The sequence below is a fragment of the Labrys sp. HAY1-8F genome (assembly GCF_056754975.1).
Map to the genome: position 1 here is coordinate 1,525,926 of NZ_JBPGWZ010000002.1, position 26,151 is coordinate 1,552,076.

General features: G+C 64.0%; 23 protein-coding genes. 10 read left to right on the top strand and 13 right to left on the bottom strand.

Annotated features, from left to right (window positions below; all coding sequences use genetic code 11):
- Positions 1-21: 21 nt before the first annotated feature.
- Positions 22-1,965, top strand: coding sequence for a beta-N-acetylhexosaminidase (locus ACR9ZN_RS16045; protein WP_481272657.1), 1,944 nt, complete (start codon positions 22-24; stop codon positions 1,963-1,965).
- 92 nt (positions 1,966-2,057) lie between these two features.
- On the opposite strand, the gene ACR9ZN_RS16050 is transcribed toward ACR9ZN_RS16045, so the two are convergent.
- The gene (locus ACR9ZN_RS16050; RefSeq protein ID WP_454814997.1) at positions 2,058-4,571 is read right to left on the bottom strand and encodes a glycogen/starch/alpha-glucan phosphorylase; all 2,514 of its coding nucleotides are present in this window, start codon (positions 4,569-4,571) and stop codon (positions 2,058-2,060) included.
- A 387-nt stretch (positions 4,572-4,958) separates the two neighbouring features.
- Between ACR9ZN_RS16050 and ACR9ZN_RS16055 the strand changes: the two genes are divergently transcribed.
- Together ACR9ZN_RS16055 and nagA are read left to right on the top strand one after the other, a co-directional pair.
- Positions 4,959-5,822 carry a glucosamine kinase nucleotide-binding domain-containing protein gene (locus ACR9ZN_RS16055; protein ID WP_481272658.1) on the top strand — a complete coding sequence of 288 codons (864 nt, stop codon included), beginning with the start codon at positions 4,959-4,961 and terminating at the stop codon, positions 5,820-5,822.
- A gap of 2 nt (positions 5,823-5,824) precedes the next feature.
- The gene (nagA, locus tag ACR9ZN_RS16060; RefSeq protein WP_454814999.1) at positions 5,825-6,973 is read left to right on the top strand and encodes an N-acetylglucosamine-6-phosphate deacetylase; all 1,149 of its coding nucleotides are present in this window, start codon (positions 5,825-5,827) and stop codon (positions 6,971-6,973) included.
- Positions 6,974-6,983: 10 nt separating this feature from the next.
- Here the strand turns inward: nagA and ACR9ZN_RS16065 are convergent, their stop codons facing one another.
- The 5 genes from ACR9ZN_RS16065 to ACR9ZN_RS16085 form a co-directional block, all read right to left on the bottom strand.
- Positions 6,984-7,313 carry a YnfA family protein gene (locus ACR9ZN_RS16065; RefSeq protein WP_434957395.1) on the bottom strand — a complete coding sequence of 110 codons (330 nt, stop codon included), beginning with the start codon at positions 7,311-7,313 and terminating at the stop codon, positions 6,984-6,986.
- 104 nt (positions 7,314-7,417) lie between these two features.
- Positions 7,418-8,020, bottom strand: coding sequence for an outer membrane protein (locus ACR9ZN_RS16070; protein WP_475422023.1), 603 nt, complete (start codon positions 8,018-8,020; stop codon positions 7,418-7,420).
- 363 nt (positions 8,021-8,383) lie between these two features.
- A complete protein-coding gene (mgrA, locus tag ACR9ZN_RS16075; RefSeq protein ID WP_481272659.1) occupies positions 8,384-9,418 on the bottom strand; it encodes an L-glyceraldehyde 3-phosphate reductase in 1,035 nt (344 codons plus the stop codon).
- 150 nt (positions 9,419-9,568) lie between these two features.
- Positions 9,569-11,113: a monocarboxylate uptake permease MctP gene (gene mctP / locus ACR9ZN_RS16080; RefSeq protein ID WP_441772091.1), complete on the bottom strand. Its 1,545-nt coding sequence runs from the start codon at positions 11,111-11,113 to the stop codon at positions 9,569-9,571.
- On the bottom strand, positions 11,113-11,280 hold the full coding sequence (locus ACR9ZN_RS16085) for a DUF3311 domain-containing protein (RefSeq protein ID WP_434957399.1): 168 nt from the start codon (positions 11,278-11,280) through the stop codon (positions 11,113-11,115). Before ACR9ZN_RS16085 ends, mctP begins: the two co-directional genes overlap by 1 nt.
- Positions 11,281-11,600: 320 nt before the next feature.
- On the opposite strand from ACR9ZN_RS16085, the gene ACR9ZN_RS16090 reads away from it, so the two are divergent.
- The gene (locus ACR9ZN_RS16090) at positions 11,601-12,785 is read left to right on the top strand and encodes a mandelate racemase/muconate lactonizing enzyme family protein (RefSeq protein ID WP_481272660.1); all 1,185 of its coding nucleotides are present in this window, start codon (positions 11,601-11,603) and stop codon (positions 12,783-12,785) included.
- 116 nt (positions 12,786-12,901) lie between these two features.
- Here ACR9ZN_RS16090 and ACR9ZN_RS16095 read toward each other — a convergent pair whose 3' ends face one another.
- The 4 genes from ACR9ZN_RS16095 to hutC all read right to left on the bottom strand — a co-directional run bounded on the left by ACR9ZN_RS16095 (position 12,902) and on the right by hutC (position 16,469).
- Positions 12,902-13,933 (bottom strand): ABC transporter substrate-binding protein, encoded by a 1,032-nt coding sequence (locus ACR9ZN_RS16095; protein WP_454815008.1) that lies wholly within the window; start codon positions 13,931-13,933, stop codon positions 12,902-12,904.
- A 33-nt stretch (positions 13,934-13,966) separates the two neighbouring features.
- Positions 13,967-14,737, bottom strand: coding sequence for an ABC transporter permease (locus tag ACR9ZN_RS16100; protein ID WP_434957402.1), 771 nt, complete (start codon positions 14,735-14,737; stop codon positions 13,967-13,969).
- 72 nt (positions 14,738-14,809) lie between these two features.
- Positions 14,810-15,598 carry an ABC transporter ATP-binding protein gene (locus ACR9ZN_RS16105; protein WP_481272661.1) on the bottom strand — a complete coding sequence of 263 codons (789 nt, stop codon included), beginning with the start codon at positions 15,596-15,598 and terminating at the stop codon, positions 14,810-14,812.
- Between the two features lie 133 nt (positions 15,599-15,731).
- Positions 15,732-16,469, bottom strand: coding sequence for a histidine utilization repressor (gene hutC, locus ACR9ZN_RS16110; RefSeq protein ID WP_454815011.1), 738 nt, complete (start codon positions 16,467-16,469; stop codon positions 15,732-15,734).
- Between the two features lie 210 nt (positions 16,470-16,679).
- Here hutC and hutI point away from each other — a divergent pair, with 210 nt between their 5' ends.
- The 4 genes from hutI to ACR9ZN_RS16130 all read left to right on the top strand — a co-directional run bounded on the left by hutI (position 16,680) and on the right by ACR9ZN_RS16130 (position 20,947).
- Positions 16,680-17,897, top strand: coding sequence for an imidazolonepropionase (hutI, locus tag ACR9ZN_RS16115; RefSeq protein ID WP_481272662.1), 1,218 nt, complete (start codon positions 16,680-16,682; stop codon positions 17,895-17,897).
- Complete coding sequence (hutH, locus tag ACR9ZN_RS16120; RefSeq protein WP_481272663.1) at positions 17,894-19,441, top strand: histidine ammonia-lyase; 1,548 nt, start codon at positions 17,894-17,896, stop codon at positions 19,439-19,441. The genes hutI and hutH overlap by 4 nt, the downstream gene beginning before the upstream one ends.
- Entirely contained in the window at positions 19,438-20,265 is an 828-nt protein-coding gene (gene hutG, locus ACR9ZN_RS16125; RefSeq protein WP_454815017.1) for an N-formylglutamate deformylase, read from the top strand. The genes hutH and hutG overlap by 4 nt, the downstream gene beginning before the upstream one ends.
- Before the next feature lie 109 nt (positions 20,266-20,374).
- A complete protein-coding gene (locus ACR9ZN_RS16130; RefSeq protein WP_454815019.1) occupies positions 20,375-20,947 on the top strand; it encodes a HutD/Ves family protein in 573 nt (190 codons plus the stop codon).
- Between the two features lies 1 nt (position 20,948).
- Here ACR9ZN_RS16130 and ACR9ZN_RS16135 read toward each other — a convergent pair whose 3' ends face one another.
- Entirely contained in the window at positions 20,949-21,083 is a 135-nt protein-coding gene (locus ACR9ZN_RS16135) for an EncA/B family entericidin (protein ID WP_434957409.1), read from the bottom strand.
- Positions 21,084-21,364: 281 nt separating this feature from the next.
- On the opposite strand from ACR9ZN_RS16135, the gene ACR9ZN_RS16140 reads away from it, so the two are divergent.
- Positions 21,365-22,636, top strand: coding sequence for a hemolysin family protein (locus ACR9ZN_RS16140; protein ID WP_454815021.1), 1,272 nt, complete (start codon positions 21,365-21,367; stop codon positions 22,634-22,636).
- 18 nt (positions 22,637-22,654) lie between these two features.
- Here ACR9ZN_RS16140 and ACR9ZN_RS16145 read toward each other — a convergent pair whose 3' ends face one another.
- Positions 22,655-23,143 carry a DMT family transporter gene (locus ACR9ZN_RS16145; protein ID WP_454815023.1) on the bottom strand — a complete coding sequence of 163 codons (489 nt, stop codon included), beginning with the start codon at positions 23,141-23,143 and terminating at the stop codon, positions 22,655-22,657.
- Positions 23,144-23,226: 83 nt separating this feature from the next.
- On the opposite strand from ACR9ZN_RS16145, the gene ACR9ZN_RS16150 reads away from it, so the two are divergent.
- Entirely contained in the window at positions 23,227-24,132 is a 906-nt protein-coding gene (locus tag ACR9ZN_RS16150) for a LysR substrate-binding domain-containing protein (RefSeq protein WP_454815025.1), read from the top strand.
- A 175-nt stretch (positions 24,133-24,307) separates the two neighbouring features.
- Here the strand turns inward: ACR9ZN_RS16150 and ACR9ZN_RS16155 are convergent, their stop codons facing one another.
- Positions 24,308-25,972, bottom strand: a complete 1,665-nt coding sequence (locus tag ACR9ZN_RS16155) for a flavin monoamine oxidase family protein (RefSeq protein ID WP_481272664.1) — start codon at positions 25,970-25,972, stop codon at positions 24,308-24,310.
- Between the last annotated feature and the right edge of the window lie 179 nt (positions 25,973-26,151).

The window sequence follows — 26,151 nt, forward strand, 5'->3', positions numbered from 1 at the left end:
TTTGCCCTTCGAGAGACTTTCATGACGATATCCGTGCGCAATCTTCTTCGCCTCGAAACTCATTGGACACCATCCAGCGAGGATCGGCAGCTCGCATATGCCCTGACCCTGACCAATACATCCGACAGGGCCATATCGGGATTTCGGCTCTGCATCAGCGGGCCGGGACGCATAGACCCTGCCGCCACGATCGAAGGCGGCTCGCTTCGAACCCGCCTGTCGAACTATGCCGAGTTCGCGCCACCCGAAGGATTCGTTCTGCAGCCGAACACGGCCTGGACCGTCACCGCCCGGGGCCTCAGCTATCCGCTGCGGCATTGGACCGATGGAACCAACACCGCCTATGTCGTTTTCGACGACGGAACCAATCTGCCGGTCACGGTCATACCCAGCCGGTCCAGCGGCGACAATGCCTCGCCCAAGCGGGGCGCGGACGTCTATCCCGTGCCGGATATCGCGCCCGTGGCCGTCTCCATCGTTCCCTGGCCGAACGAAGTTTCAGTCACCGGCCGGCGCGGCGTGCCATTGGGGCTTGCCCCCCAGGCCGGCTCCGGTGAGGCCGGCCAGGCCATCGCCGCCTTTGGCGAACTGGCGACCAGCCTGTTCCCGGTGGAAGGCATCGTCCGGCCCGAGGCCGAAGGCGGACTCGCCGTTACCCTGCAGCATCAGGACGACATGGCAGCCGAAGCCTACCGGATATTTTTCGCCGAAGAGGGCGTAACGCTCACGGCCGCAAGCCGCGCCGGCTTCCTCTACGGTCTGATCACGCTTGGACAGATACTGCGCGGCACTCGCCTGCATCCGCAGACCTTCCTGTTCCCTCTGGAGGGCGAGATCCGGGACGAACCCTGGGCTCGCTGGCGCGGCACCCATCTCGACGTCGCCCGCCAGTTCTACGGCTCGGCCGAGATCGCGCAATTCCTGCGCGTTCTCGCCTGGAACAAGCTGAACCGCTTCCACTGGCACCTGTCCGACGACGAGGCCTGGCGCGTGGAGATCGAGGCCTATCCGGAACTGGTCGCCACCGGCGCCTGGCGCGGCCATGGCCTGGCCATCCCCTCGCTGCTCGGCTCCGGAGCGGCACCTACGGGCGGCTACTATACCAAGACAGCGATCCGGCAGATCGTGGATCTCGCAACGCGCCTCGGCATCGACGTCGTGCCGGAGATCGACATGCCGGGCCATTGCTACTCGGTGCTGCAATCCCTGCCCTCGCTGCGCGATCCAGATGAACAGGGCGAATATTTCTCCATCCAGGGCTTTCCGAACAACTGCCTGAATCCCGCCCGTGAGGAGACCTATGCCTTCGTGGAGAAGCTCCTGGACGAATTGCTCGAGCTCTTTCCCTCCCGCACCATCCATGTCGGCGCAGACGAGGTCCCGGCGGGTGCCTGGGAAGGCTCTCCTCAGGCCATGGCGCATCTCAAGACTTTGGGCGGCGGCAGCACGGCCGAATTGCAGGCCCACTTCCTGCAACGCGTCCAGGCCTCGCTCACCGCCAGGGGCCGCATCACGGGCGCCTGGGAAGAGGCGGCGCATGGCGGCGGCATCGACAAGGCCAATTGCTACCTGAATGGCTGGCACACGGTAGAGATCAGCGCCAGGCTGGCGTCCGAAGGCTATGACATCGTCGTCTGCCCCGGACAGGTCTACTATCTGGACATGGCCAACAGTCCGGCCTGGTCAGAGCCGGGCGCCGGCTGGGCCGGCTGGTCCGACGCCGAAAAGATCTACCGTTTCGATCCGGTGGAAGGCTGGTCGGATACCCAGAGGCAACATTTCCTGGGCGTGCAGACCTGCATCTGGTCCGAACCGATGACCGACCGCGGCGTGTTCGACCGCCTGATCTTTCCCCGCATTTCGGCCCTGGCGGAAACCGGATGGACGGCCCCGCCCAAAAAATCCTGGGACCGCTTCAGGGCCATGGTCGGCTTGATGCCACTGCTCTATGGGATCAAGGCCTGAGACACTGGTCTCCAGACAAACAACATCCCGCGAAGCTGTGTTTCATGCCTCGCGGGACGCAAATCTTATCGAGATTGCCGGAATAGCAGCGTCTACTCCACCGGCGTCGTCTGCACGCCCCAGATCTCGTCGGCATATTCGCGGATGGTGCGGTCCGAGGAGAACCAGCCCATGCGTGCGACGTTGAGGATCGACTTCTCGCGCCAGGCCGATTTGTTGGCCCACAGCGTATCGACATTGCGCTGCGCGGCGGCATAGGCGTCGAAATCGTCGGTGACGAAGAACCAGTCGCTGGAGCGCAGCGACTGCACCGTGCCGCGATGGCGTTCGCGGTCGGTCGGCGAGAACACGCCGCTTTCCACCGCATCGAGCACCTCGGCCAAGGCCTGCGAGGCCGCGATGGCGTCGGCCGGATTGCGGCCCTGGCGCTTCTTCTCCTCGACCTCATGTGCCTTCAGGCCGAAAATGAAGATGTTGTCGTCGCCGACATGCTCCTTCATCTCGACATTGGCGCCGTCGAGCGTGCCGATGGTGAGCGCGCCGTTGAGGCCGAACTTCATGTTGCCGGTGCCCGAGGCTTCCAGGCCCGCGGTCGAGATCTGCTCGGACAGGTCCGCGGCCGGAATGATCACCTCGGCGAGGCTGACATTGTAGTTCGGCATGAACACGACCTTGAGCAGGTTGCGCACGGCCGGATCCGAGTTCACCACCTTGGCGACGTCGTTGATCAGCTTGATCACATATTTGGCCGCCGTGTAGCTCGCCGCCGCTTTACCGGCAAAAATCTTCACGCGCGGCGCCCAGTCGCGCTCGGGATGGGCGCGGATGGCATTGTAGAGCGCGATGGTCTCGAGGATGTTGAGAAGCTGCCGCTTATATTCGTGGATGCGCTTGATCTGGACGTCGAACATCGCGGAAGGATCGACACGCAGGCCCACCGTCTGCTGAAGCACCTTGGCCAGGCGCGCCTTGTTGGCATGCTTGACGGCCGCGAAGGCCTCCTGGAAGGAGGCATCCGTGGCGTAGGGTTCCAGCGCCACCAGCTTTTCGGCATCGTCGAGATAGCCATCGCCGATGGTCTCGCGCAGCAGCGTGGTCAGCCCCGGATTGGCGGTCATCAGCCAGCGCCGCGGCGTGATGCCGTTGGTCTTGTTGGTGATGCGGCCCGGGAACAGCGTGTTGAGGTCGCGGAACACCGTCTCCTTCATCAGCTCCGAATGCAGGGCCGACACGCCATTGACCTTGTGCGAGCCGACGAAGGCCAGATTGCCCATGCGCACGCGCCGACCATGGCTCTCGTCGATGATCGAGACGGTGGCGATCATGGCATCGGAGGCGCCGCTCTCGCGCGCCTCGGTCAGCACGCGGGCATTGATGGCGTAGATGATCTGCATGTGCCGCGGCAGCAGGCGCTCGATCAGCGGCACAGGCCAGGTTTCCAGCGCCTCAGGCAGCAGCGTATGGTTGGTGTAGGAGATCGTCTCGCGGGTGATGGCGAAGGCGTCGGCCCAGTTCAGCCCGTGAATGTCGATCAGGATACGCATCAGCTCGGCCACGGCGATGGCCGGATGGGTGTCGTTGAGCTGGACGGCCGCCTTGGAAGGCAGGGTCTTGATGTCGCGATGCTGCTGCAAATGGCGGCGGACGATGTCCTGCAGCGACGAGGCGGTGAAGAAATACTCCTGGCGCAGGCGCAATTCCTGGCCGGCCGGCGTGGAATCGGCCGGATAGAGCACGCGCGAGATCGATTCCGCCTTGGTGCGGTCATTCAGGGCGCCGATATGGTCGCCGGCATTGAAGGCGTCGAGCGAGATCGGATCGAGCGAGCGGGCCGACCACAGGCGCAGCGTGTTGACGCGGTTGCCGCGCCAGCCGACGGCCGGCGTGTCATGGGCGACAGCGAGCACGGTTTCTGCCGGCTTCCAGCTATGCACGGCCGAGCCATCCCAGCCGTCCGTCGCTTCGACGGCACCGCCGAAGCCCACTTCATAGGCGACTTCACGGCGCGGGAATTCCCAGGGATTGCCGTTCTGCAGCCAGTTCTCGGGCGATTCCGTCTGCCAGCCATCGACGATGTTCTGGCGGAAAAGGCCGTTCTCATAGCGGATGCCGTAGCCATAGGCGGCAATGCCGACGGTGGCCATGCTCTCCATGAAGCAGGCGGCGAGGCGGCCGAGGCCGCCATTCCCGAGGGCGGCATCGGGCTCCATCTCGGCGATCATGTCGAGATCGACGCCGACGGAAGCCAGAGCCTCGCGCGCCGTGGCGACGAGGCCGAGATTGTTGAGGCCATCCTTGAGCAGGCGGCCGATCAGGAATTCGAGCGAGAGATAATAGACACGCTTGCCGCCCATGCGGTAGACGCCGCGCGTCGTCGCCATCCAGCGGTCGACGATATGGTCGCGCAACGCCAGGCTCACGGCCCGCAGCCAATCATGGTCGCGCGCCACGATCGGGTCCTTGCCGACGGCATAGGTCAGCTTGGCGAGGATCAGGTCACGGAAGGCCCGCGCCTCGCCGGTCGCCTCGGGCAGCTTGGCCGCCTCATCACCGACAGCCATCGCCGCTTCGGCCGAATAGAGCTTGTCGTGCAACGTTGAAGTCATGTGTCACTTCTCGATCGTTGATCCCAGGACGGTGCTCCTTAACCCAAGTGCCGCCTGGTTACGAGTGCCCCTTTTGCATAAGATGTAGGCAAAAACACTGATATCTTGTGATTATGGCCGGATGCGCTGCCATGATCACCTCATATGTCTGTTCTGCATGGCTCGTCCACCTTGTGCGTCGCCTGCACAAAGCAGCCCTATGCTGTTGCTCATGACCGTGGAGAGTATGCGCCTGCGGCGGAATCCTGGCTGAATTCCGCGGGCGATGATGATATGCCACGGCCATGGGGCCATGCGATTTCGCGGGATCGTCAAGAATCGCAAAGACGCGTCGGAACAAGGAGTTAGGGCAAGCAGCGTTCAGGCGCCTTGCCCTGGGAGACAGGCATGACGGCTATCTACTATCTCGCGGTCGACGGCGGTGGCACCAATACACGCGCCCGCCTCTATGACGAGAGCGGCAAGCTGATCGGCGAAGGCCTGTCGGGCTCCTCCAACCTGACTCTCGGCACCGATATTGCAGGCCCGGCCATCGCCGCAGCCGGCAATGCCGCACTTGCCGCTGCCGGATTGGACCCCGGAGCCAAGACCCGGATCCGGGCCGGCCTCGGTCTTTCCGGCGGCAATATTCCCGCCCTTGCCGACAGTATCGCTGCTTTTCCCTTCGGTTATGGCGCCCTCACCGTCACCTCGGACGCGGTCACGGCCTGCCTCGGTGCTCATGCCGGCCAGGATGGCGGCATCTTCATTCTCGGCACGGGTTCGCAGGGCCTCGCCCTGGTGGGAGGCAGGGAGACCTCGGTCGGTGGCTGGGGGTTCGCCCTTGGCGACGACGCCTCCGGCGCCGTGCTCGGACGGGCCGCACTCAGGGCCGCCCTGCTCAGCGTCGACCTGCTCGGCCCCATGAGCGATCTGACCCGCCGCCTGCTGGCGCATTTCCACGACGATCCGAACGAGGCGGTGATCTGGGCCAGGACCGCAACGCCGAGGGATTATGGCCGCTTCGCTCCCCTGGTGTTCGAGGCCGCCGGGGGGGATGTGGTGGCGGACCGTCTGATTGCCGGAGCCACCGGCGCCATCGTCGCCATGCTCGACCGCCTGAAAGACCTTGGCGCCCCCAGGATCGCCCTGATGGGAGGGCTCGCCGAACCCTATCGGCCCTATCTGCCGGTGCGCTATGATGAGATCCTGGTTCCGCCCAAGGGAGATGCCCTGGCCGGAGCCCTGACCCTGGCGAAAAGGGGCCGCTGACGATGTCTCTAAACGCTCTCACCGCCCCGCGCCTGTTCAACGGCGAAACCTTTATCGAGGGCCACGCCGTCCTGGTGGAGGCCGATGTGATCGTCGGCCTGGTGCCGCGGTTCGACATTCCTTCCCATGCCGCCGTGACCACCCTGCCCTCCGGGCTGCTGGCACCCGGTTTCGTCGACGCCCAGGTCAATGGCGGCGGCGGCTTCCTGTTCAACCAGTCACCCGACGTGGCGACGCTTGCGGGCATGGTCGCAGCGCATCGGCGCCATGGCAGCACCGCCCTGCTGCCGACCTACATCACCGACACGGCCGATGGAATGAAGAGCGCCATCACCGCCGCCCGCCAGGCGATCGCCGATGGGGTGCCAGGCATGGCCGGCATTCATCTGGAGGGGCCCTTCCTTTCGGTGCCGCGCAAGGGCGCCCATGACCCGGCCCTGATCCGGCCGCTGACGGACACGGATGTCGAGCTCATTCTCGGCAGCGGCATCGAGACCGTCCTGCTCACCGTGGCGCCGGAGAATGCGCCGCTTCACCTGATCCGGCGCCTGGCGGATGGGGGCGTGATCGTCAGCCTCGGCCATACCGATACCAGCTATGAGGCAGTGATGGCGGCAGCGGATGCCGGCGCCACCGGCATCACCCATCTCTTCAACGCGATGTCGCCCTTGCAGGGTCGTCACCCCGGCGTCACCGGCGCCGCGCTCGACCATGGCGGGTTGTGGGTCGGCATCATCGCCGACGGTCTCCATGTGCATCCAGGCTCGCTCTCGCTCGCCTTGCGCGCGAAAAAGGCACCGGGGCGGCTCTTCCTCGTCACCGACGCCATGCCCACTGCTGGCGATGCCAACGACGTCTTCTATCTCAATGGACGCAAGGTGACGCGGCGCAACGGCGCCCTGACGCTGGAAGACGGCACGCTGGCCGGCTCCGACCTCACCATGGACGCGGCGTTGCGCTACAGCGTCGGCCATCTTGGCGTCGATCTCGGGGAGGCCCTGCGCATGGCCAGCCTCTATCCCGCCCAGTTCCTCCGCCTCGACAGCCGCCGGGGACGGCTGGCTCCGCGCTATCGTGCCGATATCGTGCATCTCGACGAGCATCTGACCGCGCGCGGCGTGTGGGTGGGAGGTCGCCAACTGGCCGGGTGAAGCGGCCGCTTCAGGCGATGCGATGTGGTGCGAACAGGATGACGGCCATGCCGGCCAGGCACAGAACCCCTCCGATCAGATCCCAGTGATCGGGCCTGATCCCTTCGACGCCCCACAGCCAGAGCAGCGAGGCGGCGATATAGATCCCGCCATAGGCGGCATAGGCCCGCCCGGCCGCATCGGTTTCGACCCGCGAGAGCAGAAGGGCGAAGGCAATGAGGGCTGCCACGCCAGGCACCAGCCACCAGGCCGGCTTGCCGAGGCGCAGCCAGCCCCAGAAGGCGTAGCAGCCGGCAATCTCGCCGGCCGCCGCCAGGACATAGAACAGAATCGATTTCATGCAGGCCGTCCGTCTCCCATCGGCGTCAGCTTAGCGGGCTAGTACGGGAGGCGGAAGGTGGCGAAAGGGCGACGCAGGGGCTGTCTCGCCCCTGCTCAGACGACTCAGAATTTGTAGCTGACGCCGACCATGGCAACGGTCTCATGAAAGCCGGCCTTGAAGCGGGTGTCGGGCGCTACGCGGAAGCGCGACTTGCCGAAATCGGTGTAGCGGACCTCGACGCGTCCGATCCAGTTGTCGGTAAAGGCATATTCCACACCGGCGCCGGCGGTCCAGCCCACCTTGGTCTTGGTGGAGGAACCCACGACGTCACCATCGAAGAGGTTCCAGCGTTCACGGATATCGCCGAAGGCGACGCCGCCGGTGGCATAGACGAGAATACGGTCGAAGGCATAGCCCAGACGCGCGCGGACCGATCCCTGCCAGCGATTGGTCATATGCAGCCGGCTGTTGCCGTTCTGGGCGTCGATGACCGTATGGCTGCCCTTGATACTGCTGAGGTCGATGTCGCCTTCCAGACCGACGACGATATTGTTGGAGAATTGTTCATTGTAGCCGGCGTGCAGGCCGCCGAGCACACCATTGACGTTGAAGTTATCGGCCGGCACGGGCGTCGACCTGCTCAAATCGTCCTTTTCCCGTCCCCAACCATAGCCGATATGGGCACCGACATAAAAGCCGGTCCAGCTAAAGGGCGTCACAGGCACAATAGGTTCCACAGGCGCCGGCGCAAGGTCTGCTGAAAGTGCCGGCATTGGCGCAAGAAAGAGTGCCGCTAAAACGATTTTCTTCATGATCCCCACCTTATCACGACGTTGATCGGCAAGAAATCACTGCCACAATTTCTACATATTGTCCATATTCTCAGATATTTTCCGCCTTGGAAGGCAATCGAACACTAATCACCGATATACTATTGACTGAAAAAACAGGATTATTTCTTTATTGACGAGCTACCAATACATCGACGGCAACACTACGGAAGCAAATTCCTATTTCCTTGGTAAACCATCACAACATAACGGGCCACAAAGTGGCCCGTTGCAGGTTGATCGTCGCCAGGTCGGGGATCAGCTCTTGCTCGATGCCGCCCAGAGATTGACGTTGCCTTCCTCGGCATAGTGGTCGATCTCCGCCAGCTCCTCGGCGGAGAAAGCGAGATTCTTCAAGGCGCCGACGCAGTCCTCGATCTGGCCTGGGCGGCTGGCCCCGATCAGCGCCGAGGTCATGCGACCGTCCCTGAGGACCCAGGCGATCGCCATCTGGGCCAGGGTCTGGCCGCGGCGGCGAGCGATCGCATCGAGGGCCCGCAGCCTGGTCAGATTCGTTTCGGTGAGTTGATCGGGCGAGAGCGACTTGCCGGCCGCAGCGCGGCTGTCGGCGGGAATGCCGGTCACGCTGAGATATTTGTTGGTCAGCAAGCCCTGTGCCAGCGGCGTGAAGGCGATGCAGCCAGCGCCGTCGGCTTCGAGCTGGTCGAGCAGGCTGTCCTTCTCGACCCAGCGATTGAGCATCGAATAACTCGGCTGATGGATAAGCAGCGGCGTGCCCAGACGGCGCAGGATCGCAGCCGCCTCCCTGGTCCTCTCGGCACTATAGGACGAGATACCGGCATAATGGGCCTTGCCCTGGCGCACCGCGTCATGCAGCGCGGTCATAGTCTCTTCCAGAGGCGTGTTCGGATCGAAGCGGTGGGAATAGAAGATGTCGACCGTCTCGATACCCATCCGCTTGAGACTGGCATCCAGGCTGGAGAGCAGATATTTGCGGCTGCCCCACTCGCCATAGGGGCCGGGCCACATGCGATAGCCGGCCTTGGTGGAGATCACCAGTTCGTCGCGATGATGGGCGAAGTCCGTCCTGAGGATGCGCCCGAAGGTCTCTTCGGCCGAGCCGGGCGGCGGCCCGTAATTATTGGCTAGGTCGAAATGGGTAATGCCGAGGTCGAAGGCCCTGCGGCAGAGCGCCCTGGCATTCTCGAAAGGGATGTCGCCACCGAAATTATGCCACAGGCCCAGCGAAAGAGCCGGAAGCTGCAGGCCCGAGCGGCCGGACCGGCGATATTGCATGGCGTCGTAACGCGCCTCATCCGCGACATAAGTCATAGGTGGCTCCAATACTGAGGAAAAGCGAATCCGCAATCATTCATCAGACAAACTGCCCGGCCCGGGCCAATTGTTCAACCACCATACATCCGGCGGACATGAAAAGGCCGGCGTCACCGCCGGCCTCTCCCGCCTCGATTGCGACCCCTTTCAGGGCGTGGTGACGGCGTCCTCATAGTCCGCCGCCGTCGTTTCGTCCTGCGCCGAGGAGCCCAGCACCATGGTCAGCACCACGGAGACGACGAAATTCAGCACCACGGCGATCACACCGATATAGAAGGAGGTGCCGAACAGGGTGTAGGTCGAGACCACGGAGGTTGGCCCCCAGGCCATATAACTGCCGGCCAGCATGCCCACCGCCCAGCCGATCAGCAAGGCCCAGCCATTGAACCAGCGCGTATAAAGGCCTGCCACCAAGGCGGGGAAGATCTGGATCATCCAAACGCCGCCGAGCAATTGCAGATCGATGGCGAATTTGGTCGGCAGGAACACGATCACCACCAAGGCGCCGACCTTGACGATCAGGCTCATCAGCTTGGCAAGGTAGGATTCCTTCTGCGACGACATATCCGGCTCGATGAAGGGCTTCCAGACATTGCGCGTGAAGGTATTGGCAGCCCCGATCGACATCACCGCCGCCGGCACCAGGGCGCCGATGGCGATAGCCGCAAAGCAGAAGCCGGCGAACCAATCGGGGAACATTTTGTTGACCAGCAGCGGGATCGCCGCCTGGGCATCGTCGGTCTTGATGTCGGCGGCGACTGCCATCACGCCCAGAAGCGCGATGAGGCCGAGCACCAGCGAATAGGCCGGCAGCGACACCGCATTGCGACGGATGGCGTTCGGTCCTGTGGCCGACAGCGTGCCCGTGAGGGCGTGCGGATACATGAACAGCGCCATGGCCGAGCCGATCGACAGCGTGATGAAGGGCCAGATCTGCGAAGGCGCCAGGGTGAGACCCACGGCTGCCGGCTTGCCGGCGGCAACGGCGGCGGCTGCCTTGGCGTCATAGACGAGTTTCGCCTTCTCGAAGATCGAACCGAAACCGCCGAGCTGATAGGGGATGACGATGACCGCGGCGATCACGAAGATATAGATCATGATGTCCTTGACGAAGGCGATCATCGCCGGCGCACGCAACCCGCTCTTATAGGTGTAGAGCGCCAGGATGATGAAGGCGATCGTCAGGGGAAGGTGCGAGGCCATGCCCGTTGCCGAGAAGCCGAGGGCCTGGATCACCTTCTCCATGCCGACGAGCTGAAGGGCGATATAAGGCATGGTCGCGAGGATACCGGTGAAGGCTACCGCCAGTTCCAGCCAGCGATTGCCGTAGCGCCCGGCGATGAAATCGGCGCCGGTGAGATAGCCATGCTTGTGCGTGGCGTTCCACAGCCGCGGCATGATCAGGAAGATCAGCGGATAGATCAGAATGGTGTAGGGTACGGCGAAGAAGCCATAGGCGCCGAGCGCGTACATCAAGCCCGGCACGGCGATGACGGTGTAGGCCGTATAGAGATCGCCACCCAGCAGGAACCAGGTGATCCAGGCACCGAAGCGCCGGCCGCCGAGGCCCCATTCGTGCAACTGATCGAGATCCCCCGCCTTCCAGCGTGCCGCCACGAAGCCAACCACGGTCACGACAGCGAAGAAGAAGACGAACACCATCGCCGCCGTCCAATTGAGATTGTCCAGCATCAGCGTTCAACCTTCCAGGCGAGGTAGACGAACAGCGACGAAATCGGCACCAGGACGAGGAGGTAGAAATAGAAGAAGGGCACTCCGAACAGCACGGGATCGATGCTGTTATAGAGCGGTGTCAGCAATGCCAGTACGCAAGGTACCAGCAGAAGCAGATATTTCATGGCATTTCCCCCGGTATTGCGACAATCTTCCATCAAGATTGCCGCTGCGGATGCGGCCAAAGCCGAATCCAGCCTGCTATAAACTCTTCTGGCAGCTTTTTATTCCCTTGGAGAAAGACTGAGTCCAGAGGGGATTTTGGGGCGCCTGCCCGTGCGGGGTTGCGAGGGCAAAGCCGGCACCATTCGGGCCGGACCGTCAAGGCTGTCGAAGACGCGGCCGGCGATCGGAGTCCCGGGCGCGGGCCGAAGGCCGCCCTTGTATCCTCAGCCTTCCCAAATTCCTCACGCCGACTTATGCCTATACAAAATAGGAGTGCAGGATGAAGATCACGGCGGTCCGGGCCACCCCCGTCAACATACCGCTGGAGGCGCCCTATCTGTGGTCCTACGGCTCGCTGGCCGGCTTTTCCAAAGCCATCGTCGAGGTCGAGACCGATGAAGGCTTCACCGGCATCGGCGAAGCACCCTCCTATGCACATGCGGCGATCATCAATCTGAGCCTCGGCCCCCGCCTCGTCGGGCGCGATCCCCTCGACATCGCCGGGGCCGAATTGATCTCGCTGCCGAGTTGGCAGGGCGTTTCCAACAATATCGACTACAATCTCATTCGCGCCTTCGGCGGCATCGAGATGGCGCTATGGGACCTGCGCGGCAAGCTTTGGAACCTGCCTCTCTATGCGCTGCTCGGCGGTGCGGTGCGCAAGGCCATCCCGGTCACCGATTATTTCTCCTTCCGCGAGAAGGCCGGACCCGATGGCGGAGAGACCACGCCGGAAGCGGTCGTGGACTATTGCCTTGGCCTCAGGGAAGCGCATGGCACCACTTTTTTCGAGGGCAAGTTCTACACCGCCGATATCGGCCCCAGCGTACGCATGATGGAATTGCTGCGCGAGGCGCTCGGACCTGGCGCCATGCTGCGCATCGATGGCAACATGGCTCATTCGCTGACCTCGGCGCGCCAGATCGCGCGGGAACTCGAGCCGCTCAACATCCGCAACTGGGAGGATCCGTGCGGCTCGCTCTATGACCTCAAGGCCCTGCGCCAGCACACATCGATTCCCTTCTCGGTCCACAGCCTCGACTTGCGCCAGGCGGCACATCTAGGCGTGCCCGATGCCGTGGTCACCGATATCGCGACCCATGGCGGCATTGCCCGCACCATGCGCTTCGTCGGCGCCTGCGAGCAGCTCGGCCTCGATTTCTGGTGCTATTCCGGCGATTCAGGGGTGGCGAGCGCCGCCTATCTGCATCTGTGCGCGGCCATGCCGCATATCCGCGAACCCAACCAGTCGCTGTTCCGCATGCAGCCGCTCGACGTCATCGAGGAAGGTCCGTTTCGTCCCAAGAACAATGTCGTGCCGGTACCGGAGGGGCCGGGCCTCGGCGTGACGCTGTCACAGGACAAACTGAGGCATTTGCATCAACTCTTCCTCGATGATGGTCCCTATAACAAATATCACGACCCGGATCGCCCCGGCGTGTTCCGTCGCCTGCCGCTGAGCTAGCCCTGCAGTTGCGGCGCAGTGTCAGCCTCCTGGCTGACACGATGCTTGCCGGCGAGCGTTTCGTTTCCAGATGTCAGCCAGGGGGCTGACACTTCCTATCCGTCACGTCTCAAACGTCAGATCTTGGCCGCCTTGACGAAGCTCGGATCGAAGGTCTTTTCGTAGGGAACGTTGGCGTTGGCGAGTTCAGGGTCGAGGGCCTTGAGCGCATTCATCATCGACTCATAGCCGTCCTTGGTGACCATGCCGTCCGGCGAATACATCTGCCGCGAGTTCTGGAACGCCTGCATATAGAGGTCACGATTGCCCAGCAGATATTCCTTCGGCACGATATCGGCGACGTCCTCCGGCTTGGCCTGGCCGAGCCATTTCAGAGCCTTCATCATGGCGTTGACCACGCGCTGTGTGGTCACGGGGTTCTCCTGCGCGAAAGACTGCTTCAGATAGACGGTTGCCGCCGGATTGGTGCCGCCGAACAGGGCCTTGGTGCCCTCCTCCGTGCGCGTGTCGAGCACGATGGCAATGTCATCGTCATGCTGCAGCTGGCTGATCACCGGATCGAGATGCGACAGCCCGTCAATGCCGCCATTCTTGATGGCAGCAACGGCGCTGGCTCCGCCACCGATGCCGATCTGCGCGACATCGGCCGAGGCCAGCCCGTTCTTGTGCAAGGCATATTGCAGCAGGAGAGCCGTGGAGGACCCCGGCGCGGTAACTCCGATCTTGCGGCCCTTGAGATCGGCAATGGTCTTGATCTCGCCGGCCAGGCTCTTGCGCACCGCGATCACGATGCCAGGGAAGCGGCCGAGGTCGCAGACCGCGACGATATCCTGCCCCTTGTTCTGCATGCGGATGGTGTGCTCGTAAGCACCCGTCACCACGTCCACCGAGCCACCGACCAGCGCCTGCAGGGATTTGGAACCACCGGCGAAATCGTTGATGGTGACGCTGAGCCCCTCCTCCTTGAAGAAGCCCTTCTGCTCGGCCACCGTCAGCGGCAGATAATAGAGCAATGGCTTGCCGCCGACGCCAATGGTCAGATCGGGCTTCTCCGGCTTGGCATCCTCGGCGAAGGCCGGCAGCGCTCCGCCGAGCGAGGCACCGAACACCATGCCGCCAGCGCCGATCAGGAAAGTTCTGCGTTTCATGTTTTTTCCTCCCAATTCGATTTCCAATATCATTTAGCCGCGCCAGACCAGAAGGCGGCGCTCCACCGCCGTCATCAGCCAGTCGACGATCAGAACGAAGGCCATCAGGACGAACATGCCGGCGAAGACGCCGGTGACGTCGAATACGCCCTCGGCCTGCTGGATGAGATAGCCCAGGCCCGCCGAGGAGCCGAGATATTCCCCCACCACCGCGCCGACCACGGCAAAACCGACAGAGGTATGCAGGCTGGAGAACACCCAGGACATCGCCGAAGGCAGATAGACGTGGCGTAGCAGCTGGCGCTCGTTCATGCCGAGCATGCGGGCATTGGAGAGCACGGCCGGGCTCACTTCCTTGACGCCCTGATAGACGTTGAAGAAGACGATGAAGAACACGAGGGTGAAGCCGAGGGCCACCTTCGACCAGATGCCGAGGCCGAACCACAAAGCGAAGATCGGCGCCAGCACCACCCGGGGCAGCGCATTGGCGGCCTTGACATAAGGGTCGAAAATGGCGGCGACCACGGGCTGGCGCGCGAACCAGAAGCCGAGAACCACGCCGCCCAACCCACCGAACAGGAAGGCCAACGCCGATTCAGCCAGGGTGACCCACAAATGATACCAGATGGAGCCGTCGGTGAACCATTCCACGATCCTGTTCCAGACGCTGAGCGGATCGGCGAAGAAGAACGCCACCGTCTTGGGCGAACCGAACAGCGAGGTCGTCGAGGCGACGTGCCAAACAGTGATGCCGATGACCGCGACAAGAACCTGCAGGACGAGCAAAACGATCTTGTTGTTCATTGGAGTCCCAAGGGTGTCGTGAAGATATCAGGGTGTCGTGAAGATATCGAAGACATGGAAAAAGCCAGCGAACTAGCTGTAGGCCTTCATCACCTCGTCGCGCAGGGCATCCCAGATGTCGCGATGCAGGCGGATGAAAGCGGGATCGTGGCGAATTTCCGCTATGGCGCGAGGCCGGGGCAGTGGCACGGCGAAATCCCCGATGATGCGCGCCTTCGGGCCGGCCGACATGATGACGATGCGATCGGCCAGTGCGATTGCCTCGTCGAGGTCGTGGGTAACGAACATCACCGCCTTGCGGTCTTCGGACCAGAGCTTCAGGAGCAGATCGCCCATGACCAGACGGGTCTGCGCATCGAGCGGCCCGAAGGGCTCGTCCATGAGCAGCAGCTTGGGATTGCGGATGAGCACCTGCGCCAGCCCGACGCGCTTGCGCTGCCCGCCGGACAGCATGCGCGGATAACGATCGCCAAAACGGGCGAGACCGACCCGCTCCAGCCAGCTCTGCGCCGCCTTCCTCGCCTTTTCGGACGGCGTGCCGGCAACTTCCAGGCCAATGGCGACATTCTGCAGGACGGTCTTCCAGGGCATCAGCGATTCCTGCTGGAAGAGATAGCCGGCCTGCCCGTTCAAGCCCTTGAGCGGCTTGCCGAAGACCTCGACCGTTCCGGCCACCGGGGTCAGCAGCCCGGCCGTGGCATTGAGCAGCGTGGACTTGCCGCAGCCTGTAGGCCCGACGATGGCGACGAACTCGTGATCGCCCACCACAAGGTCAACGGCATCAACGGCATCGAAACGCGAATCCCTGGTCGCGAATGAAATCGAAACGCCCTTCAGCGCAATGGCTTGCGCTGCGCTCATGCGGCCTCGGCCCTTGTCATCTGCGGTCCTCCCGGATTGGTCCTACGAGTCGGCTTTGCGCAAACTCTATACCCCGATGGCGAGTAACGGCCAGCCCCCGCAAACGGGTTTGCCGGAAGCAGCAGCACCATTCTCAGGACGGCGAGAAACGCGCAACCAATTGATGGCGATCACCCGGGTAGGTGAAGCGAACCGCCGTGACGAACTGGTCGCCGCGCCAGGTGCGCCGCTCCACCACCAGGCAGGCGCTGCCAGGCTCCAGCTTCAGCAAGGCCGCTTCCTCCCCGCGTGCCGCCGCTGCCTTGATATGATGTTCGGCCACCGTCCAGGGCACATGGCCCAAGAGCCAGACGCCGGGCGGCTCCTTGGTAAAGTCGGTTTCACCGGCCTGCGGCACCGCCTCGAGATCGATCAGGCGTTCCTCCAGGCAGAACGGGCTGTCGCCGGCAAAATGACGGCAGGTCAACGCCAGCAACGGCCGCGCACTTTCCAGAGCGAATGTCAGGCGCTCAGCCGGGGTAGGCCGTCGTTGCCGACGTTGCATCAATTCGAAACGATAGGGCAGCCCAAGCGCGGTCACCTCCGCCTCGATGCCGTGAATGGCAAGCACGGCTGCCTCGCTGCGCGGCTGCGCCACGAAGCTGCCGGCCTTGCGCCGGCGCTCGATCAGCCCGGCGGCGGCAAGCTGTGTCAGCACCTTATTCACGGTCATGCGCGAGCAGCCATAGATCTCGGTCAGCTCGGTCTCGAACGGGATGCGATAGCCGGGCGGCCATTCGCCCGAAACGATGCGGCGCTCGATATCGCCGAGGATGCGCTGATGCAGCGTCTGCGCCTTGGCATCCAGCTCGAGGGAGGCGGTGTTGTTCATGATAGGCTCCCCCAGCCATATGGGCCGATCCGGACGGGCGGCGCAATCTCGACGATCTCGAAGAACTCCGCCTGCTTAGCCATCGCCGCTTCCCTCGCCAAGTTCTGCTTTCACGGTCAAGCCAATCGGCATTAAACTTTCATCATTCCACTTGCGCGTCAATTAATATGTCTATACATGTTCCCGCATAATAGCAGGGTGGAGAAATCGATGTCGACAAACAGCCATGGGCTCCGTTTGTGGCGCAATGCGCGCCTGGCAACCCTGGTCGGGGATGGCCTTGGCATCGTCGAGCAGGGTGCAGTGCTTGCCGAGGGCGAGCGCATCGTCTTCGCCGGTCCCGAGAGCGACTTGCCCTCCACGATGCGCGACAAGGCCAGGACTGTCGACCTCGAAGGGCGCTGGATCACGCCCGGCCTGATCGATTGCCATACCCATCTCGTCTTCGGCGGCGACCGCGCCCATGAATTCGAGCTGCGCCTCAAGGGTGCCAGCTATGAAGAGATAGCCCGGGCCGGCGGCGGCATCGTTTCCTCGGTCAATGCGACACGCGCCGCCAGCGACGACCAGCTTCTAGCCAGCGCTCTGCCCCGCCTCGACCACCTGATCGCCGAGGGCGTCACCACGGTCGAGGTGAAATCGGGCTATGGCCTGGAGACCCGCACCGAACTCGCCATGCTGCGTGCGGCCCGTAAGCTCGGCGAAGTGCGCAAGGTCAATGTTTCAACCACCTTCCTTGGCGCCCACGCCCTGCCCGTCGAGGCCAAGGGCGACAAGGACGCCTATATCGACCTCGTCTGCCGGGAGATGCTCCCAGCCGTGGCTGCAGAAGGGCTCGCCGACGCCGTGGATGGCTTTTGCGAGGGCATCGCCTTCCTGCCCGAGCATATAAGCAAGGTCTTCGACGCAGCCAGGAAGGCGGGCCTGCCGGTCAAGCTCCATGCCGACCAGCTCTCCAACCTTCATGGTGCCAAACTCGCGGCCGATTACGGCGCCCTTTCGGCCGACCATCTCGAATATACCGATGAGGAAGGTGCCGCGGCCATGCATGCGGCCGGCACGGTGGCCGTGATCCTGCCCGGCGCCTACTACTTCATTCGCGAGACCAAGCAACCGCCCATCGCTTTGTTCAGGGCTCACAAGGTGCCGATGGCCGTGGCGACGGACTGCAATCCCGGCACCTCGCCTCTGACCTCGCTGCTGACAACCATGAACATGGCCGCCACCTTGTTCCGCATGACCGTCGACGAATGCATCGCCGGCGTCACCCGCAATGCCGCCAAGGCGCTCGGCAAAGCCCATGACATCGGCACGCTCGAAGCCGGCAAACAATGCGATCTCGCCATCTGGGATATCGAGCGCCCGGCTGAACTCGTCTATCGCCTAGGATTCAATCCGCTACATCAACGCATCTGGAGAGGCCAGTGACCAACCCCGTTTTGCTGCGTCCCGGCAGTGTCTCGCTCGCACAATGGCGGGCCATCTATGAAGGCGCAGCCGTCACCCTGGACGAAGGCTGCCGCCCGCTGGTCGAAGCCAGCGCCAAGGCCGTCGCCGACATCATCGCCAAGGGCGAGCCGGTCTATGGCATCAACACCGGCTTCGGCAAGCTGGCGAGCGTGCGCATCGAGAATGCCGATCTTGCCATCCTCCAGCGCAACATCGTGCTCTCCCATGCCGCCGGCGTCGGCGAGCCCCTGCCGGTCGAGGTCGTGCGGCTGATCATGGCTCTCAAGCTCGGCAGCCTCGCCCAGGGCTCTTCGGGCGTGCAATGGTCGACCATCACCATGCTGCGTGACTGTCTTGCCAGGGATCTGATCCCCGTCGTACCTGGCCAGGGTTCCGTCGGCGCCTCGGGCGATCTTGCACCGCTTTCCCATATGACTGCGGCGCTCACCGGCGTCGGCGCCTTCTTCGTGAAGGGCGAGAAGGTCGAGGCCACCGAAGCGTTCAAGCGCGTCGGGCTGTCGCCGCTCGTCCTTGGCCCGAAGGAAGGCCTTGCCCTCCTCAACGGCACGCAGGTTTCCACCGGCCTGGCGCTGGCCGGCCTGTTCCAGGCCGAGCGCGTCTTCCAGGGCGCGCTGGTGACCGGTGCGCTCTCGACCGACGCGGCCCGTGGCTCGGACGGCCCCTTCGATCCGCGCATCCACAAGGTCCGCGGCCATCGCGGCCAGGCCGAGGTCGCCGATACGCTGCGCGCTTTGATGGCAGGCAGCTCCATCCGCGCCTCCCATCTCACCGGCGACGAGCGCGTGCAGGATCCCTATTGCCTGCGCTGCCAGCCCCAGGTGATGGGCGCCTGTCTCGATCTGCTGCGCCAGGCCGCCACGACGCTGGCGATCGAGGCCAACGGCGTCACCGACAATCCGCTGGTCTTCACCGATACGGGCGAGGTGATCTCGGGCGGCAACTTCCACGCCGAGCCCGTCGCCTTCGCCGCCGACATGATCGCCATGGCGCTGTGCGAGATCGGCTCCATCAGCGAGCGGCGCATCGCCATGCTGGTCGACCCGGCTCTCTCCGGCATGCCGGCCTTCCTCACGCCCAAACCAGGCCTCAACTCCGGCTTCATGATCCCGCAGGTCACCGCTGCCGCGCTGGTCTCGGAGAACAAGCAGAGGGCCTTCCCGGCCAGCGTCGACTCGATTCCGACCTCGGCCAACCAGGAGGACCACGTCTCCATGGCCGCCCATGGCGCCCGTCGCCTCCTGGAGATGAGCCGCAACACCGCCAATGTCATCGGCATCGAATATCTCGCCGCCGTGCAGGGCTGTGACTTCCATGCACCGCTGACGTCGAGCGAAGCGCTCGAGCGGGCCCGGGCAACGCTGAGGGCCGAGGTTGCCCATCTCAGCGACGACCGGTATTTCGCGCCCGACATCGCCGCCGCTACCGCCTTGATCTGGAGCGGCGCTGCGCAGAAGGCCGCCGGCCTGAAGACGCTCGCAAGCGTGGTGGAGGGCACGGCATGAGCCGGCCCGGCTGGCTCAAGATCCGGCAGGGACAGGCACCATTGCTGGTCTCCCTGCCGCATACCGGCACTGAGATCCCGGCCGCGCTCGAAGCGCGGCTGGTCTCGCCCTGGCTGGCCCGCAAGGACACCGACTGGTGGATCGAGACGCTTTACGACTTCGCCGTCGGGCTCGACGCCACGGTCATCCGTACGCCCATGTCGCGCACGGTCATCGACGTCAACCGCGATCCCTCCGGCGTCTCGCTCTATCCCGGACAGGCCACCACGGAGCTCTGCCCGACCACCAGCTTCGACGGTGAGCCGCTCTACAAGGACGGCGAAGCGCCCGGCGCGGCCGAGGTGGCCGAGCGGCGCGCCACCTGGTTCGATCCCTACCATCAGGCCCTGGCCGACGAGGTCGCCAGGCTGAAGGGACGCCATCGCAATCTCGTCGTCTATGACTGCCACTCAATCCGCTCGGTCATTCCGCGGCTGTTCGAGGGTACGCTGCCTGAGTTCAACATCGGCACCAATGGTGGCACGACCTGCCATCCTGCCCTGGCCGAGACCATCGAAGCGCTCTGCCGCTCCAGCGGGCGCGAGACCGTGATGAACGGGCGCTTCAAGGGCGGCTTCATCACGCGCAGCCTCGGCCGGCCGGACAAGGGCGTGCACGCCGTGCAGATGGAACTCGCCTGCCGCTCCTATATCGACGAGCCACTCGGCCCGGTCAGCGAAGCCGGTTGGCCTGTTGCCTTCGATGCCGCCTATGCCCAGCCCTTGCGCGAGACGCTCGGCAGCATCCTCAATGCCTGCCTGGTCTTCGCCCGGGCGCTGAAATAGTTGGAGTGCCGGTCTTCGGACCGGCATCTGACTCATATTGCGTTCATGCCGACCTCGCTTCATCGATGTATCGATGGAGCTGATAAGACCGGCACACCGGAACCCCGCCATGAAGCTGATCCGTTTCGCCGACCTCACCCCCAAGCCATGGAAGAATGGCGGAGGCACCACGACGGAGATCGCGGTTTCGCCCGAAGGCGCCGGGTTCGACGATTTCGACTGGCGCCTGTCGGTGGCGGAGGTGGCCAGCGACGGCCCCTTCTCCCTGTTTCCCGGGATCGACCGCACTTTGACCGTGATCGAGGGTGAAGGCCTGGTCATGACCGTCGAGGGGCGTGGGACGGTGACGCTCACGGCGGCCTCCGCGCCCCTATCCTTTCCCGGCGACGTACCGGTTTCGGCCAGCCTGGCCAAAGGACCCATCCGCGACTTCAACGTGATGACCCGGCGAGGACGGTTTGGCCATCAGGTGACCAGGCACGACCTTGCCGCTGGCCGCTTGGCGCTGCCGCAAGGCGACCTGCGATTGGTGGTGGCGCTCGGTGCCGGCTCTATCCGGCACGATTGGACGACGATCGAATTCGCCTTCGGCGATGTTGTCGTCTTCGAGACAAATGATGCGGGCAGCATCGAAGGAGCGCTGCCCGTCTTGCAGGTTACGCTGACGCGCAAAGCACTTTAGCTCATTGCACCGCGTGCTTGACGGCGCGGCCAGTCGACTTCACGTCCCGGCCGACACCGGTGACCGTGTTGGCGCAGGCGCTCAGGGTGAGCGCGGACACCACGAGAGCAATGATCGCGAAGGAAATTTTTGACATCGGTTCGATCCCTCAATTGGCCGTGCCGAAAGTGGCAACAACACGCGACTCGTTATGCCATATTCGTTCTGTTTGCACAGCCGGACTTTAGCTTCCCGAAGGGAATATAAATCTTCTACTTGATCGGGCCGGCAGACTCACATGGCGGACAGAGCCGGCGACAGCCGTCGTTCCCAGCCAGTCTGCCCTCTCCCCCTATCCCACGCTGGCCGATACCGCTATGCTCCGCCCCGTCAAGCGGTCCGACATTTGTCGCGGGCCCGCAACCCCTCAAAGGCACCTTGTTCCTCGACATCGCCATCATCGTCTTCCTGACGCTTCTCAACGGCGTCCTCGCCATGTCGGAACTCGCGATTGTCTCCTCCCGCCCTGCCAGGCTGCGTGCGCTCGCCGACCGCAAGCGAGGCGCTGCGGCAGCGTTGGAATTGCTTGAAAATCCCGGCCGCTTCCTGTCCTCCGTGCAGATCGGCATCACGCTGGTCGGCGTGCTCTCCGGCGCCTTTTCGGGAGCCACGCTCGGCGCGCGTCTTGCCGGCTGGCTGCAGGCCCAAGGCTTGTCCGTCAACGCTGCCGATACGCTCGGCGTCGGCCTCGTGGTGGTGGCGATCACTTATCTGTCGCTGATCATCGGCGAACTCGTGCCCAAGCAGATCGCCTTGCGCGACCCCGAGCGGGTGGCGGCGCGCGTGGCGCCGGCCATGCGGCTCTTGTCGAAATGCGGAGCGCCGCTGGTCTGGCTGCTCGACATTTCCGGCCGGACCGTGCTGACGCTGCTCCGCCAGAACAGCAAGTCGGAGGAAAAGGTCACGGAAGAGGAAGTGCGCACCATTCTCAGGGAGGCCGAGAGCGCCGGCGTCCTCGAAACGGCCGAGCGTGACATGATCTCCGGCGTGATGCGCCTGGGGGATCGCAGCGCCCGCTCGCTGATGACACCGCGGCGCGAAGTCGAGGTGATCGACCTCTCCGACTCCGCCAAGACGATCATGGCGCAATTGCGTGCCACCGCCCGCTCCCGCCTGCCCGTGCAGGACGGCGAGGACGACAACATCATCGGCGTCGTCACCGTCAAGGACCTGTTCCAATCCCAGCTCGACGGCCGGGCCCTCAATGTACGCGATCATATCGAGGCAGCACCCATCGTGATGGACACCAATGAGGCGCTCAGCATGCTGCCGTCGCTGCGCTCCTCCAAGGCCCACATGGCGCTGGTCTTCGACGAATACGGTCATTTCGAGGGCGTCATCACCGCCAATGACGTGCTGGAGGCCATTGCCGGCGCCTTCCAGGACGACGATGGGGACGAACCGGCCATCACCATGCGCTCGGACGGCTCCTATCTGGTATCGGGCTGGATGCAGGCCGACGAACTGGCCGAGACCCTGTCGATGCCGATCGAGCGCGGCGACTATGAAACCGCGGCCGGCTTCATCCTGGCCGAGCTCAACCGCCTGCCACAAACGGGCGAGAGCTTCGTGCGCGACGGCTGGCGCTTCGAGGTCGTGGACCTCGATGGCAGGCGCATCGACAAGATCCTGGTGTCGAAGGAGGCCTAGGCATCTCAGGCCAGTTTCTCAGCGGGCCGGTGCGGTGATTGCTTCGGCGGCATTGGCCCATTGCGTCACCACCATGCCGCCGACGATGAGCAGGACACCGGCAAGGCGCGCCGGATTGACCGGCTTTGCCGCAAAGCCCATCAGGCCGAAATGATCGATCGCCAGCGAGGCGATCATCTGCCCGGCGATCACCGCCACCATGAAATTAGCGGCGCCGAGCCGGGGCGCCAGCAGGAGCGCGGCGGTGATGTAGATCACGCCGGCAAGACCGCCCGTCCAGATCCACCACGGCCCTTTCGACGCCGCCTCGACGGTGGGGGCCGAGACACGAAAGGCCGCCATCACCGGCAAGATCACCGCGATGCTCACCGCCAGCGAAACCAGCGTTGCCCAGAGCGGATGGCCGAGCAGGCGGCCAAGCGTGGCATTGGCGCCAGCCTGGAACGGCACGACCGCGCCCGCCACCAAAGCCGGCAGCAGCAGAACGAGCGAGGTGGGATTGGTCATGGCAGTCTCCTTCAATCGCGGAAAAGCTATGCCATGCCGAAATCGGATGGAAATTCCGATTTCATATCCGTACTATGCACACAATGAATAATCTTGCCGGCGTCGATCTCAACCTTCTCACCGTGCTCGAGGCTTTGCTGGCCGAACGCCACGTCTCTCGCGCGGCCCTGCGCCTGAACAAGAGCCAGCCGGCCGTCAGCCATGCCTTGGCGCGGCTGCGCTTGCTGCTGAACGATCCCCTGCTGACGCGCCAGGGCGGCAGCCTCAAACCGACGGCGCGGGCGCTCCAGATCCAGCCCCATCTCGGCGAGGCGCTCGACCGCATGCGCGATCTGCTGGCCCCCGCCGGCTTCGATCCTTCGAGCGAGAGGCGCACCTTCCGGCTGGCGATGTCGGACTATGGCGCCGCCGTGCTGCTACCCAGACTCGTACCGCTGCTGCGCACCGAAGCGCCCCACTGCGACCTCCTCGTCACCCAGGCGAGCCGGGAGGCGATGGCGGCCCAGATTCTGGATGGCGAAATCGACCTTGCCTTCGGCGTGTTTCCCGATCTCGGCGAGCGACTGGCCCATGACCTGCTCTTCGAAGACCGCTACATCTGCCTCGCCGATGCAGCGGCTCTGTCAGCCAACGACGGGCTCGATCTCGCTTCCTATCTTGCCCGCCCGCATGCCCTGGTGGCGCTGCGCGCCGATGTCGAGAATGAGATCGACCGCACCCTTGCCATTCTCGGCCACAAGCGGCGGATCTGCCTCACCCTGCCGCATTGGGGCATGGCTCCGCGCCTGACCGCCGGCACGGACATCGTCCTGACCGTGGCACGCAGCATCCTGCCGCCGGCGATCGAGGCTGACGGCCTTCGCCTGTTCGACCCCCCCTTCGCCCTGCCGGCCGTACCGTTCACCCAGATCTGGCACCCGCGCCGCCGGGGCGATCCCGCCCATCAATGGCTGCGCCAGCGCATCGCTGGATTTTTCCGGGCGGACTGACGTAAAGGAGGCCGCCCGTTGGAGCCGGCAGCTTGGATCTGTCATCCCCGGCACGGCCAAAGGCCGTGGAAAGGGGATCGAGGGGCTAACAGCGATGCGCCTGCTACTGGATGCCCTTCCCTCGTCACTGCGTGGCTCGTCAGGGATGACAACTCGGCTGTCGGCGCCCCTCCCCTCAATCCCCAAGATCGACCGGTTTGAGCGTGGGATAGAGATCGCCGGGACCGGGATTTTCGGCCGGCGAGTGGCCGCCGAGATGGGTCATCACGCCCCAGACCGCGTTGAGCGCCGTCTGCACCGCGCCCTCGACCCAGGCCGGCGTCCAGCTCACGCCGTCCCCGGCCATGAAGATGCCGCGCTGGCTCTCCGGCAGGTCCCCTTGCATGAAATGGCCGTACATGCGGTGGTTGTAGCGATAATGCCCTGGCAACGCGCCCTTGAAGGCGCCGAGGAAGTTCTCGTCCGCCTCCCAACTCACGCAGATCGGTGAACCGATGATGTGGCTGGCGATGTCGAGCCCGGGATAGATCTTGCCGAGCGCCGAAAGGGCGAGTTCCACCCGGCGCTCGGCCGAGAGCGGCAGCACCTTCAAGGCATCCGTCATCCAGGAATAGGACAGGCAGATCACGCCCGGCCTGTCGTCGCCATTGTCGAACAGATAGGTGCCGCGGGTGATGCGGTCGGTCAGCGTCATCGACAACACGTCGCGGCCGGTGGCCGGATCCTTGTCCTTCCAGAACGGACGATCCACCATGATGAAGGTCTTAGCCGCCTGCATGTAGCGGGTGCGGTCGAGCGCCATCCACAGCTTCTGGTCGAACAGGCTCTCCTCGGCGGCGATGGAGGTGGTCAGCAGATGGCTCTGGCAGGTGACCACCACCGCCTCGTAATCCTCGCGATTGCCCCACTGGTCCGTCACCGTAAAGCCGCCCTTGCCGTTATGCGCGATCGCCTGCGCGCGCCCCCTGGTAGCGCCGGCATTGAGCCCGGCCAACGTGGTGCCGGCGGGCCAATGCGCGAGCTTCTCCGGCGCCTTGGACCAGATGCCCTGCGCCACCTGCTCGACCCCGCCGACCACATAACGCTGCTCGTCGTCGAAGGCGCCGAGATTGACGCGCAGGATCTCCAGCATCGAATTGGGAAAGTCCGAATCCCAGCCGCCGGTGCCGAAGCCCACCTGCCCGAACACTTCGCGGTGGCGGAAGGAGAGCTTGCGGAAAGCCTCGGAGGACACCACGAAATCATAGAAGGTGCGCTCGTCCCAATCGCGCACGATCGGATCCCAGATCTCCTTGATGCGTTTGGCGTCGCGCGCGCGCATCGCCGCCTGCAGGGCCGAGAACTGGGCCCCTTCCTCCAGCGCCTGGTGATAGGCGTCGGCGACCTCCCGGTAGAGCGGCGGCAAATCGTCCAGCGTGCGGGCATAGAGGGTCTCGCCCTCCAGATCGATCACGGTGGAGCCGGCTGCCGGCGTGAGCGGATTGGGAAAGTCCCGCGTCTCCAGCCCGAGCAGGTCGACATAATGGTAAAAGCCGCGAGAGGAGATCGGAAAGCGCATGCCGCCGAGTTCGGCGATGATGCCATCCGTGCCTTCGAAGCGCTGCGAGCGCAGCCGCCCACCGAGCCGCGCCGATTCATAGAGCACCGGCCTCAAACCGAGGCGCATCAGCTCATAGCCGGCTACCAGCCCGGCCGCCCCCGCCCCGATGATGGCAACGCGCTTGCCATGCTTGTCGGCCGGCACCGCCCCGAGCCCGGCCGGATGGGCCAGCCATTCGTCATAGGCAAACGGAAAGTCCGGCCCGAAGGCACTGATGGCATCGGAAGGGTGGTTCGGCATGGTTGTTTCCCTGCTGGCATGATGGGCGCCGGAAAGGCGCACGCCATCATGCGCGAGGCAGGGGAATAGGGGAAGTGGGGTGATTTGGGGAGGGGGGTTCAAACTGCCCCTTGGTCGAAAGGCACTTCCAGAGCCAACGCGACAGCGTAAAAAATACCCAGCCGTCACTTTCTATGAAC

What these genes read in the sequence shown, in the direction of transcription:
- ACR9ZN_RS16045 (WP_481272657.1), top strand. Translation starts at nt 22, where the DNA reads ATGACGATATCCGTGCGCAATCTTCTTCGCCTCGAAACTCATTGGACA.
- ACR9ZN_RS16050 (WP_454814997.1), bottom strand. Translation starts at nt 4,571, where the DNA reads ATGACTTCAACGTTGCACGACAAGCTCTATTCGGCCGAAGCGGCGATG.
- ACR9ZN_RS16055 (WP_481272658.1), top strand. Translation starts at nt 4,959, where the DNA reads ATGACGGCTATCTACTATCTCGCGGTCGACGGCGGTGGCACCAATACA.
- nagA (WP_454814999.1), top strand. Translation starts at nt 5,825, where the DNA reads ATGTCTCTAAACGCTCTCACCGCCCCGCGCCTGTTCAACGGCGAAACC.
- ACR9ZN_RS16065 (WP_434957395.1), bottom strand. Translation starts at nt 7,313, where the DNA reads ATGAAATCGATTCTGTTCTATGTCCTGGCGGCGGCCGGCGAGATTGCC.
- mgrA (WP_481272659.1), bottom strand. Translation starts at nt 9,418, where the DNA reads ATGACTTATGTCGCGGATGAGGCGCGTTACGACGCCATGCAATATCGC.
- mctP (WP_441772091.1), bottom strand. Translation starts at nt 11,113, where the DNA reads ATGCTGGACAATCTCAATTGGACGGCGGCGATGGTGTTCGTCTTCTTC.
- ACR9ZN_RS16085 (WP_434957399.1), bottom strand. Translation starts at nt 11,280, where the DNA reads ATGAAATATCTGCTTCTGCTGGTACCTTGCGTACTGGCATTGCTGACA.
- ACR9ZN_RS16090 (WP_481272660.1), top strand. Translation starts at nt 11,601, where the DNA reads ATGAAGATCACGGCGGTCCGGGCCACCCCCGTCAACATACCGCTGGAG.
- ACR9ZN_RS16095 (WP_454815008.1), bottom strand. Translation starts at nt 13,933, where the DNA reads ATGAAACGCAGAACTTTCCTGATCGGCGCTGGCGGCATGGTGTTCGGT.
- ACR9ZN_RS16100 (WP_434957402.1), bottom strand. Translation starts at nt 14,737, where the DNA reads ATGAACAACAAGATCGTTTTGCTCGTCCTGCAGGTTCTTGTCGCGGTC.
- ACR9ZN_RS16105 (WP_481272661.1), bottom strand. Translation starts at nt 15,598, where the DNA reads ATGAGCGCAGCGCAAGCCATTGCGCTGAAGGGCGTTTCGATTTCATTC.
- hutC (WP_454815011.1), bottom strand. Translation starts at nt 16,469, where the DNA reads ATGAACAACACCGCCTCCCTCGAGCTGGATGCCAAGGCGCAGACGCTG.
- hutI (WP_481272662.1), top strand. Translation starts at nt 16,680, where the DNA reads ATGTCGACAAACAGCCATGGGCTCCGTTTGTGGCGCAATGCGCGCCTG.
- hutG (WP_454815017.1), top strand. Translation starts at nt 19,438, where the DNA reads ATGAGCCGGCCCGGCTGGCTCAAGATCCGGCAGGGACAGGCACCATTG.
- ACR9ZN_RS16130 (WP_454815019.1), top strand. Translation starts at nt 20,375, where the DNA reads ATGAAGCTGATCCGTTTCGCCGACCTCACCCCCAAGCCATGGAAGAAT.
- ACR9ZN_RS16135 (WP_434957409.1), bottom strand. Translation starts at nt 21,083, where the DNA reads ATGTCAAAAATTTCCTTCGCGATCATTGCTCTCGTGGTGTCCGCGCTC.
- ACR9ZN_RS16145 (WP_454815023.1), bottom strand. Translation starts at nt 23,143, where the DNA reads ATGACCAATCCCACCTCGCTCGTTCTGCTGCTGCCGGCTTTGGTGGCG.
- ACR9ZN_RS16150 (WP_454815025.1), top strand. Translation starts at nt 23,227, where the DNA reads ATGAATAATCTTGCCGGCGTCGATCTCAACCTTCTCACCGTGCTCGAG.
- ACR9ZN_RS16155 (WP_481272664.1), bottom strand. Translation starts at nt 25,972, where the DNA reads ATGCCGAACCACCCTTCCGATGCCATCAGTGCCTTCGGGCCGGACTTT.